General features: G+C 50.9%; 8 protein-coding genes and 1 pseudogene. 4 read left to right on the top strand and 5 right to left on the bottom strand.

Going from position 1 to position 11,437, the window contains the following annotated elements; translation table 11 throughout:
* Window positions 1-154: 154 nt before the first annotated feature.
* The 4 genes from nagD to nagB all read right to left on the bottom strand — a co-directional run bounded on the left by nagD (window position 155) and on the right by nagB (window position 4,312).
* Complete coding sequence (nagD, locus tag OGV74_RS18825) at window positions 155-907, bottom strand: ribonucleotide monophosphatase NagD (protein ID WP_003022792.1); 753 nt, start codon at window positions 905-907, stop codon at window positions 155-157.
* A gap of 166 nt (window positions 908-1,073) precedes the next feature.
* The gene (gene nagC, locus OGV74_RS18820; RefSeq protein ID WP_003022796.1) at window positions 1,074-2,294 is read right to left on the bottom strand and encodes a DNA-binding transcriptional regulator NagC; all 1,221 of its coding nucleotides are present in this window, start codon (window positions 2,292-2,294) and stop codon (window positions 1,074-1,076) included.
* An 8-nt stretch (window positions 2,295-2,302) separates the two neighbouring features.
* Window positions 2,303-3,451: an N-acetylglucosamine-6-phosphate deacetylase gene (nagA, locus tag OGV74_RS18815; RefSeq protein WP_003022800.1), complete on the bottom strand. Its 1,149-nt coding sequence runs from the start codon at window positions 3,449-3,451 to the stop codon at window positions 2,303-2,305.
* A 60-nt stretch (window positions 3,452-3,511) separates the two neighbouring features.
* Window positions 3,512-4,312: a glucosamine-6-phosphate deaminase gene (gene nagB / locus OGV74_RS18810; protein ID WP_003022803.1), complete on the bottom strand. Its 801-nt coding sequence runs from the start codon at window positions 4,310-4,312 to the stop codon at window positions 3,512-3,514.
* A 342-nt stretch (window positions 4,313-4,654) separates the two neighbouring features.
* On the opposite strand from nagB, the gene nagE reads away from it, so the two are divergent.
* From nagE to OGV74_RS18790, 4 genes are all read left to right on the top strand, one after another.
* Window positions 4,655-6,604, top strand: coding sequence for a PTS N-acetyl glucosamine transporter subunit IIABC (gene nagE / locus OGV74_RS18805; protein WP_110248903.1), 1,950 nt, complete (start codon window positions 4,655-4,657; stop codon window positions 6,602-6,604).
* Between the two features lie 186 nt (window positions 6,605-6,790).
* Window positions 6,791-8,458, top strand: coding sequence for a glutamine--tRNA ligase (glnS, locus tag OGV74_RS18800; RefSeq protein ID WP_003022809.1), 1,668 nt, complete (start codon window positions 6,791-6,793; stop codon window positions 8,456-8,458).
* Between the two features lie 435 nt (window positions 8,459-8,893).
* Window positions 8,894-10,300 carry a chitoporin ChiP gene (gene chiP / locus OGV74_RS18795; protein ID WP_003835544.1) on the top strand — a complete coding sequence of 469 codons (1,407 nt, stop codon included), beginning with the start codon at window positions 8,894-8,896 and terminating at the stop codon, window positions 10,298-10,300.
* Between the two features lie 49 nt (window positions 10,301-10,349).
* The gene (locus OGV74_RS18790; protein WP_003022817.1) at window positions 10,350-10,682 is read left to right on the top strand and encodes a ChiQ/YbfN family lipoprotein; all 333 of its coding nucleotides are present in this window, start codon (window positions 10,350-10,352) and stop codon (window positions 10,680-10,682) included.
* A 54-nt stretch (window positions 10,683-10,736) separates the two neighbouring features.
* Here the strand turns inward: OGV74_RS18790 and OGV74_RS18785 are convergent.
* Window positions 10,737-11,402: pseudogene (locus tag OGV74_RS18785) on the bottom strand (MFS transporter); the annotation flags it as partial.
* Window positions 11,403-11,437 lie beyond the last annotated feature (35 nt).

The raw sequence follows: 11,437 nt of genomic DNA, 5'->3' as shown, positions 1-11,437 counted from the left end.
GAATAGACGTGTTTATTGATGAATCGACAGTTTTATGGCGGTTTTATTGAATGGAGAGACTTCGTGGGGCGGATAAGGCGATGACGCCGCCATCCGGCAATAACGCTGCATAATTGCCGAATAAGACGAACTTATGTCTTATCCGGCCTGCGAATCAAATCACATCAATTTCAGCAACAGACGGGTAAATCCAGCTTGGTCTGAACGGCATGTTGTCAATATCATCGAGCTTGGATACGCCAGACAGTACCAGGATAGTTTCCAGACCCGCCTGAAAACCTGCCAGAATATCGGTGCGCAGGTTGTCGCCAACAATGACGGTTTCTTCTGAGTGCGCCTGCATTTTGTTGAGCGCCGCGCGAATAATCCACGGGCTGGGTTTGCCGACATAAAATGGTTTACGACCTGAGATCTTCTCAATACCGGCACAGAGTGCTCCACAGGCGGGATAAAAGCCGCGACCGTGGGTATCCGGGTTAGTGGCGATAAAACGAGCGCCGTTGGCGACAAAATACGCCGCTTTATGCATCATGTCCCAGTTATAGGAACGCGTCTCGCCAACAATCACAAAATCGGGGTTCACGTCGGTAATGGTAAATCCAGCTTTATACAGTTCGTGAATTAACGCGCCTTCACCTACCACATAGGCCTTTTTTCCTTCCTGGCGACGAAGAAAATCAGCGGTAGCCATCGCGGAAGTATAAAAGACGCTATCAGGGACATTCACACCTGCGGTGGCGAAGCGGTTTGCCAGATCTTGCCCGGTCTGCGAAGGGTAGTTAGTCAGCAGGACTAACGGCAGACCTTTTTCCAGGATCCCAGTCAGAAATTCTGCCGCACCCGGTACAGCAACATTGTCGTGCATCAGCACGCCGTCGATATCACAAATTACATTCTTAATGGCCATGGACAATCCGACATTAAAAAAAGAAGGCATTACTATACACAAAATACACTACATCATTCGAGTTGCATCAAGGCGGCAAGTCTGCGAACCTCCGGAGCTTACTGAAGTAAGTGACTGGGGTGAGCAGATGCAGCTAACGCAGAGGCAGCTTGAAGGATGACGTGTATTAGCTTTCCAGCAAACGTTGCAGCAAAGTCCCGTTAAGCATTGCGCGTTTCACCAGCGCAAAGGCGCCAATGGCGGAACGGTGATCCAGCGTGGACCGAACCACCGGTAAATTGTGGCGAAACGCCTTCAACGCCTGCGTGTTGATACAGCTTTCTATGGCAGGCAGCAGCACCTTATCCGCCTCGGTAATTTCGCCCGCAATGACGATTTTCTGCGGATTAAACAGGTTGATGGCGATAGCGATGGTTTTACCCAGATGGCGGCCAACGTGCTCGATGACTTCTGCTGCCAGATTATCGCCTTTATTCGCTGCCTTACAGATGGCTTTGATACTGCAATCATCCAGCGTGAGTCGACTTGGATAACCCTGCTTCAGTAAGTTCTGCACGCGATGTTCAATAGAAGCATTGGCGGCAATGGTTTCCAGACAGCCGAAATTACCGCAGTGACAGCGCTCACCCAGCGGCTCAACCTGAATATGACCAATCTCACCGACGTTGCCATTGCGACCGATGAAAATGCGGCCATTGGAAATAATTCCCGCGCCAGTTCCGCGGTGCACTCGCACCAAAATGGAGTCTTCGCAATCCTGGCTTGCCCCGAAATAGTGCTCAGCCAGCGCCAGGCTGCGAATATCGTGACCAACAAAGCAGGTGACTTTGAAGCGTTTTTCGAGCGCTTCGACCAGTCCCCAGTTTTCGACCTGAATGTGTGGCATATAGCGGATGACGCCGCTTTCAGGATCGACAAGGCCTGGCAGGATGACAGAAATTGCGATCAGCTCGCGGATTTTTCGCTGGCAGCTCTCAATAAAGATAGCAATGGTGTTGAGCAGCGCATATTCCAGCGTTTCCTGGGTGCGCTCCGGGAGAGGGTAATGCTCTTCGGCGACCACTTTACTGCTCATATCATAGAGAGTGAGCGTCGTATCGTGGCGCCCCAGGCGTACGCCAATGGCGTGGAAATTGCGGGTTTCTGTGACGATAGAGATAGCGCGGCGGCCTCCGGTGGAGGCCTGCTGATCGACTTCTTTGATCAGCCCGCGTTCGATCAACTGACGCGTAATTTTGGTTACGCTGGCGGGGGCAAGCTGGCTTTGCTCGGCAATTTGAATTCGCGAGATTGGCCCATGCTGGTCAATCAGGCGATAAACCGCCGCGCTGTTAAGCTGTTTTACGAGATCAACATTACCTATTTGAGCTTGTCCGCCTGGTGTCATTCTTTCTCTTACTCAGTAACGACCTCGTTGCCATTAACGATGGTCTTGATAATTTTAAAGTCGTGCGTGAACGCAGTCAGGTTGGCTACTTTGCCTGGCGCGATGCTGCCGAGTTGTTTGTCGACGCCAATGGCGCGAGCAGGGTAGAGCGTTGCCATGCGCAGGACTTCGTCGAGAGCGATATTCGCATGCTCGACCAGATTGCGTACACCTTCAATCATGGTTAATGATGAACCGCTCAACGTACCGTTCTCATCAACACACAGTCCATTGCGGTAGTATATTGTTTTACCAGCGAAAATGAACTGTTCAATGTTTGCACCTGCTGGCGCGGTCGCGTCGGTGACCAGGCACAGCTTGTCGCCTTTTAGGCGCTTGGCGTTACGAATGTTAACGTAGTCAACGTGCAGGCCATCGGCGATGATACCGCAGTAGATATCGGCTTCATCAAGAATTGCGCCCGCCAGACCCGGTTCACGACCGGTAATGTACGGCATCGCGTTGAACAGATGGGTCGCAAAGCTGATGCCTGCGCGGAAGCCGATTTTGGCTTCTTTGACCGTTGCATTGGAGTGACCCGCAGAAACCACGATACCGGCATTAACCAGTTTGGTGATGACCTCTACCGGGACCATTTCTGGTGCCAGTGTGACTTTGGTGATCACATCTGCATTATCGCACAGGAAATCAACCAACGCAGCGTCCGGCTGACGGACAAATCCCGGATTATGGGTGCCTTTTTTCACAAGGTTCAGCCACGGGCCTTCAAGATGAAGTCCTAATGCCTGATTCGGGTGTTTCGCTAGGTATTCACGCATCACGCGAACGCCCTGTTTCATCAGGTCATCGCTGGTGGTGATAAGCGTTGGCAAATAGTTGGTGCAGCCAGATTTTTCATTGGCTTTCTGCATGATTTCCAGCGTTTCAACGGTCACGGCTTCTGCCGTATCGTTAAACTGTACACCGCCGCAGCCGTTTAGCTGTACATCAATAAAACCGGGGGAAACAATGGCCCCATTCAGTGAGCGCTGTTCAATTCCTGACGGTAACTCAGCCAGTGGGCAAACGCTGTCAATCAGGCCATTGGCGACAACAATCGCATGGTCATCAAGAATTTCGTGACCGGTAAAGATCCGGCCCTGGGTTAAAGCATACATTCCGACCCCCGATTTCAAAAAATGCCGCCCTGCAACTCATCGACAGGGCGGAGACATCAATTACAGACCTTTAATATTTTCCGCTTCTAACTCGTTGAAGTATTTCAGCGTCTTCACTTTCAGTTCCATGGTGGAAGGCTCATCGCAGACCACAACGGCTTTTGGATGCAACTGCAGGCAGCTGATGGTCCACATGTGGTTAACGTTGCCTTCAACGGCGGCTTGCAGCGCCTGTGCTTTCTGGTGGCCCAGAACCAGGATCATCACCTCTTCGGCATCCAGCAGGGTACCCACGCCAACGGTCAGCGCATATTTAGGCACCTGGCTTACGTCGCCGTCAAAGAAGCGTGAGTTAGCAACACGTGTGTCGTGAGTCAACGTTTTGATACGGGTACGGGAAGCCAAAGAGGAAGCCGGTTCGTTGAACGCGATGTGACCATCGTTGCCTACACCGCCCATAAACAGGTGGATTTTACCGTAAGAACGGATTTTTTCTTCATACTGACGGCATTCTGCATCAATATCCGGCGCGTTACCATTGAGGAGGTTGATGTTTTCTGCTGGAATATCAACGTGATCAAAGAAATTGCGGTGCATAAAGCTGTGGTAGCTTTCCGGATGCTCTTTCGGCAGGCCAACATATTCGTCCATATTGAAAGTAACAACATGCTTGAAGCTCACCTGGCCCGCTTTGTGCATTTCAACCAATGCTTTATAAGCTGTCAGCGGAGTACCGCCAGTCGGCAGGCCCAGAACGAACGGACGATCTGCCGTTGGTTTGAACGCGTTAATACGGTTAACGATATGGCGAGCAGCCCATTTGCCGACTTGTTCAGCGGTATTCAGGGGGATCAGTCTCATTCTTCACCTCAAAAGTAAATGTAAGCAATTGGCGGATTGAGTCTCTGTGCAGTATTAAGCGTAACCTGGTTTTGCATCGGTAAGGATCAATCCGTTTCGATTTTTTGAATGATAAAATAAGTTTTCGTAGTTAGCCAGTGGAAGGGAGGGTTAATAACGATATTTGGTGACTGAAATCACAAAAAACACGCGTTTAATTTGCGATACGAATTAATTTTTCACACACTCTGAATGTAGATGGATGGTTAATATCGTTGTTCCAGAATCTTGCTGTCAGGAATGGTCACACAATAAAAATATGGCTTCAAAGAAGCCTAATCGGGGTCTCGTAGGGGGAATAAAATGAATATTTTAGGTTTTTTCCAGCGGCTGGGTAGGGCGTTACAGCTCCCCATCGCTGTGCTGCCAGTCGCGGCACTGCTGCTGCGATTCGGCCAACCAGATTTACTTAACGTACCCTTCATCGCGCAAGCGGGTGGGGCCATCTTTGATAACCTCGCGTTAATATTTGCGATCGGTGTTGCTTCCAGCTGGTCAAAAGACAGCGCAGGTGCAGCAGCGCTGGCAGGTGCGGTCGGTTATTTCATATTGACCAAAGCAATGGTTACCATTAACCCTGCAATCAATATGGGCGTGCTGGCTGGTATCATCACCGGTCTGGTCGGCGGTGCGGTGTATAACCGCTGGTCTGGTATCAAACTGCCTGACTTCCTGAGCTTTTTTGGCGGCAAACGCTTCGTGCCGATCGCCACTGGCTTCTTCTGTCTGGTGTTGGCAGCTATCTTCGGTTACGTATGGCCACCGGTACAGAACGCCATCCATGCGGGTGGTGAGTGGATCGTGGGCGCTGGCGCGCTGGGTTCCGGTATCTTTGGTTTCATCAACCGTCTGCTGATCCCAACCGGTCTGCATCAGGTGCTGAATACTATCGCCTGGTTCCAGATTGGCGAATTTACTAACGCTGCAGGTACCGTATTCCACGGTGACATCAACCGCTTCTACGCGGGTGACGGCACTGCGGGTATGTTCATGTCTGGCTTCTTCCCGATCATGATGTTTGGTCTGCCGGGTGCGGCGCTGGCGATGTACTTCGCGGCTCCGAAAGCACGTCGTCCGATGGTTGGCGGTATGCTGCTGTCCGTTGCGATCACCGCGTTCCTGACCGGTGTTACCGAGCCGCTGGAATTCCTGTTCATGTTCCTGGCTCCGCTGCTGTACCTCCTGCACGCACTGTTAACGGGTATCAGCCTGTTCGTTGCAACACTGCTGGGGATCCACGCAGGCTTCTCCTTCTCCGCAGGTGCTATCGACTACGTGTTGATGTACAACCTGCCGGCAGCAAGCAAAAACGTCTGGATGCTGGTAGTGATGGGTCTGGTGTTCTTCGTTATCTACTTTGTGTTGTTCAGCGCGGTTATTCGTATGTTTAACCTGAAAACGCCGGGCCGCGAAGATAAAGAAGACGATATCGTTACTGAAGAAGCCAACAGCAACACTGAAGAAGGTTTGGCTCAACTGGCAACCAGTTACATTGCAGCGGTTGGCGGCACTGATAACCTGAAAGCGATTGATGCCTGTATCACTCGTCTGCGTCTGACCGTTGTCGACTCCGGTCGCGTAAACGATGCGATGTGTAAACGTTTAGGAGCATCGGGTGTCGTTAAGCTGAATAAGCAAACAATTCAGGTCATCGTGGGTGCGAAAGCTGAATCCATCGGCGACGAAATGAAGAAAGTTGTCGCGCGTGGCCCGGTGGCAGCAGCGTCTGGTGAAAGTGCGCCAGCAGCAGCGGCTCCGGTAGCAAAACCGCAGGCGGTAGCGAATGCAGTCACCGTTGAAGCGCTGGTTTCTCCGATTACCGGTGACGTAGTTGCGCTGGAGCAGGTTCCTGATGAAGCCTTCGCCAGCAAAGCTGTAGGCGACGGCGTGGCGGTGAAACCAACGGATAAAATCGTGGTTGCTCCGGCTGCGGGCACCATCGTGAAAATCTTCAACACTAACCATGCGTTCTGCCTGGAAACTGTTAAAGGCGCGGAAATCGTGGTCCATATGGGCATCGACACCGTCGCGCTGGAAGGTAAAGGCTTTAAGCGTCTGGTTGAAGAAGGTGCGGAAGTTACTGCAGGCCAACCGATTCTGGAAATGGATCTGGAGTTCCTGAACGCTAACGCACGTTCTATGATAAGCCCGGTTGTGTGCAGCAACAGCGATGATTTCGGCGCTCTGGTCATTAAAGCCGAAGGTCACGTGGTTGCCGGTCAAACACCACTGTATGAGATTAAAGGTAAGTAACTGCTCCTGAGTAAAGTGAGTTAAGTGCCTTAAGCGGCGGGGGATAGTCCTCCGCCGCTTTTTTTTGCAGCAAATGCCCTCATATCTCCTGCTGAACAGCTTTTTTGTGCAACTAATAGTTGTCTCCTGACGTCGCTTATAAGATCATACTCCGTTATACGTTGTTTACGCTTTGAGGAATCCACGATGAGTGAGGCTGAAGCCCGCCCGAGTAACTTTATTCGTCAGATCATCGATGAAGATCTGGCCAGTGGTAAGCACACCACTATCCATACCCGTTTTCCGCCGGAGCCAAATGGCTATCTGCACATTGGCCACGCGAAATCCATTTGTCTGAACTTTGGCATTGCGCAAGATTACCAGGGCCAGTGCAACCTGCGTTTTGATGATACGAACCCGGTTAAAGAAGATATCGAGTACGTTGAATCGATTAAAAACGACGTTGAATGGTTAGGTTTCCACTGGACTGGCGACATTCGCTACTCGTCGGATTACTTCGATCAGCTTCACGCCTATGCGGTAGAGCTTATTAATAAAGGCCTGGCGTACGTTGACGAACTGTCAGCGGACGAAATCCGCGAATACCGTGGCACGTTGACTCAGCCAGGTAAAAACAGCCCGTACCGCGATCGTAGCGTTGAAGAGAACCTGGCGCTGTTCGAAAAAATGCGTACCGGTGGCTTTGAAGAAGGTAAGGCCTGCCTGCGTGCGAAAATCGATATGGCTTCGCCGTTTATCGTGATGCGCGATCCAGTGCTGTACCGCATTAAGTTCGCCGAACACCATCAGACCGGCAACAAGTGGTGCATCTACCCGATGTACGACTTTACCCACTGCATCAGCGATGCGCTGGAAGGCATTACGCATTCACTTTGTACGCTGGAGTTCCAGGATAACCGTCGTCTGTACGACTGGGTGCTGGACAACATCACCATTCCGGTTCATCCGCGCCAGTACGAATTCTCGCGCCTTAATCTGGAATACACCGTGATGTCCAAGCGCAAGCTGAACCTGCTGGTGACCGACAAGCACGTTGAAGGCTGGGACGATCCGCGTATGCCGACGATCTCTGGTCTGCGTCGTCGCGGTTACACCGCTGCCGCGATCCGTGAGTTCTGCAAACGCATTGGCGTGACCAAACAGGACAACACCATTGAGATCGCTTCTCTGGAATCCTGCATCCGCGAAGATCTGAACGAAAATGCTCCGCGCGCGATGGCGGTTATCGATCCGGTGAAACTGGTTATCGAAAACTACCCGCAGGGCGAAAGCGAGCTGGTCACTATGCCTAACCATCCGAATAAACCGGAAATGGGCAGCCGTGAAGTACCGTTTAGCGGTGAAATTTGGATCGATCGCGCAGACTTCCGCGAAGAAGCGAACAAACAGTACAAGCGTCTGGTGATGGGTAAAGAAGTACGTCTGCGTAATGCTTACGTGATCAAGGCCGAACGTGTTGAGAAAGATGCAGAAGGGAAGATAACCACCATTTTCTGCACCTACGATGCTGACACCCTGAGCAAAGATCCGGCCGATGGTCGTAAAGTTAAAGGCGTTATTCACTGGGTGAGCGCGTCCCATGCGCTACCGATTGAAATCCGTCTGTACGACCGTCTGTTTAGCGTGCCAAACCCAGGTGCGGCGGAAGACTTCCTGTCCGTTATTAACCCAGAATCGCTGGTCATTAAGCAGGGTTACGGTGAGCCGTCGCTGCAGGCTGCGGTTGCAGGTAAAGCGTTCCAGTTTGAGCGTGAAGGTTACTTCTGCCTGGACAGCCGTTATGCAACGGCTGACAAGCTGGTGTTTAACCGTACCGTTGGTCTGCGTGATACGTGGGCTAAAGCGGGCGAATAAGTCGCAACACATCCTCTCTAAACGCCGCTTCATGCGGCGTTTTTTTTCGCAAAAAAACCGTTTGACAGGCTCCGTTTGCGCAGCGAATTAATTACATGTCTGTAATAATAAATCGGCTGAATGTTTTTACGTTTAAATAACTTACCTCAATGTGAAATGGGTTGAAACCGATTTCATCTCTATGGAAAACAAGCGATTTTTTCATTTTATCAATGCTTTTTTATCTCCCAATGAAAATGTAACAGAAAGCAATGAAATATGTGCGGTTGCTCATACTATTACATACTCGTTACAGAAAGAGATTGATAATTCGCGTCGCGAAAAATAGTCTATTCATTGTAGTCACTGAGGTTTTCTTGGCGCTACTTTTTTAATTTTTGTTTTTTCGCTGTCCGCTTATATCGGCAGCATTTTTATGTCAAAGAGGATTAACATATGCGTACGTTTAGTGGCAAACGTAGTACGCTGGCGCTGGCTATCGCCGGTATCACAGCAATGTCGGGTTTTGTTGTCGCTCCGCAGGTACACGCCGAAGGATTTATTGATGACTCAACCTTAACCGGCGGCATCTATTACTGGCAGCGTGAGCGTGACCGTAAAGATGTGACCGATCATGACAAATACAAAACCAACCTTTCTCACTCCACCTGGAACGCTAACCTCGACTTCCAGTCCGGTTATGCGGCTGATATGTTTGGTATTGATATCGCAGCATTTACCGCTATTGAAATGAACGAAAGTAGCGAAAGCGGCCATCCAAACGAAATCGCATTCTCTTCCAAAAATAAAGGCTATGACGAGGATTACTCCGGCGATAAGAGCGGGATTAGCCTTTATAAAGCAGCAGCTAAATTTAAATACGGCCCAACCTGGGCGCGTGCCGGTTACATTCAACCAACCGGGCAGACTCTGCTGGCACCGCACTGGAGCTTTATGCCAGGTACCTATCAGGGGGCTGAAGCCGGTGCCAACTTCGACTATGGTGATGCTGGCGCACTAAGCTTCTCCTATATGTGGGCTAACGAATATAAAGCACCGTGGCACACCGAAGTCGATAAATTCTATCAGGCTGATAAAAAGACCAGCGTTGATTACCTGCATTCAATCGGCGCGAAATATGACTTCAAAAATAACCTGTTGCTGGAAGCGGCATTTGGTCAGTCTGAAGGCTACGTCGATCAGTACTTCGCCAAAGCCAGCTACAAATTCGATTTAGGCGGTAACCCGTTTACTACCAGCTATCAATTCTACGGCGCACGTGACAAAGTTGACGATCGCACCGTGAACGATATTTATGACGGCACGGCCTGGCTGCAGGCGCTGACCTTCGGTTATAAAGTAGCGGAAGTGGTTGACCTGCGTCTGGAAGGCACATGGGTTAAAGCAGATGGGCAGCAAGGCTACTTCCTGCAGCGTATGACCCCGACCTACGCCTCATCAAACGGTCGCCTGGACGTGTGGTGGGATAACCGTTCTGACTTTAACGCCAACGGCGAAAAGGCAGTCTTCTTCGGCGCAATGTATGACCTGAAGAACTGGAACCTGCCGGGCTGGGCAGTGGGAGCGTCCTACGTTTACGCATGGGATGCCAAACCCGCTACCTGGCAGCTCAACCCGGATGCGTACTACGACAAAAACCGCACTATCGAAGAATCTTCTTACAGCCTGGATGCGGTTTACACCCTGCAGGATGGTCGTGCGAAGGGCACTATGTTTAAACTGCACTTCACCCAGTACGACAACCATTCAGATATTCCGAGCTGGGGTGGTGGTTACGGCAACATCTTCCAGGATGAGCGTGACGTGAAATTCATCGTTATTGCTCCGTTCACTATCTTCTAATGCCAATAGCGGCAGGCCGTGCGCCTGCCGCCTCGTTGAGGAACGTGCTATGAAAAAACTGATACTCATCGCCGTTATGGCATCAGGGCTGGTGGCTTGTACGCAATCCCCTGCACCGAAAGAAGACAGCCGTCTGAAAGAAGCCTACAGCGCGTGTATTAATACCGCTCAAGGATCGCCGGAAAAAATAGAAGCCTGCCAAAGCGTGTTGAATGTACTGAAGAAAGAAAAACAGCACCAGCAGTTTGCCAATGAAGAAAGCGTACGCGTGCTGGATTATCAGCAGTGTATCCAGGCCACGCGCACGGGTAACGATCAGGCCGTTAATGCTGATTGTGATAAAGTCTGGCAGGAAATCCGCAGCAAGAATGCCGCGCAGTAATTCAAAAAATGAAAAAGACAACGGGCGGAGAATTTTCCGCCCGTTTGCATTTCAGAGCTTATTTTCCACTGGTTGATAACCCCGACTCAGCCGGACAAACAGCATTGCCGTGGCGGCGAGTCCGCAAAGTGCCGCGCACACAATAAAGAAGGGAATGCGCCAGCCCCATTCCGAGATCTGATCGTGTCCCAGGGTGGCGTTCAGACCGTAACCAATCAGCGCCGCCACCACAATGGCGACCTGTTGACTGGCCGACTGCCAACTGGTGTAGAAGCCCTTATTGCCAGGCGTGGCGATTTCCGAAAGATAAACCGAGACGCCGCCTAACTCTACGCCTGCAGAAAATCCCTGTAATAATCGTCCAAGTAATACCAGCACGGGTGCCAGCAGGCCAATACTGTGATAGCCAGGTACCAGGGCAATCAGCAGGGTACCGCAGCCCATAATCGCCAGCGTCACCATCAGGCCTTTACGACGACCAATTCTGTCGATATAAGCACCCAGCACAATGGCGCCAACGGGTCGCATTAAGAAACCCGAACCAAAAACGGCGAAAGTTAACATTAGCCCGGCAAATTCACTCTCCGCGGGAAAGAAGGTCTTTGCAATATAGGTGGCGTAAAACCCGAACAGAAAAAAGTCGAACTGTTCGAGAAAATTACCGCTGGTTACCCGCAGTATTGCGCCGAAAGTTCCGGCGCGCGATGGTTGTTGTGTCATTGGGGGTGCTCCACTGTCTTATCATAATATTTATA

This window comes from Citrobacter sp. Cf116 (assembly GCF_030336505.1).
In the GTDB taxonomy this organism is placed as follows: Bacteria; Pseudomonadota; Gammaproteobacteria; order Enterobacterales; family Enterobacteriaceae; genus Citrobacter; species Citrobacter freundii.
Note: the sequence above shows the minus strand (reverse complement) of the source record. Positions and strands in the feature narration are given on the sequence as shown.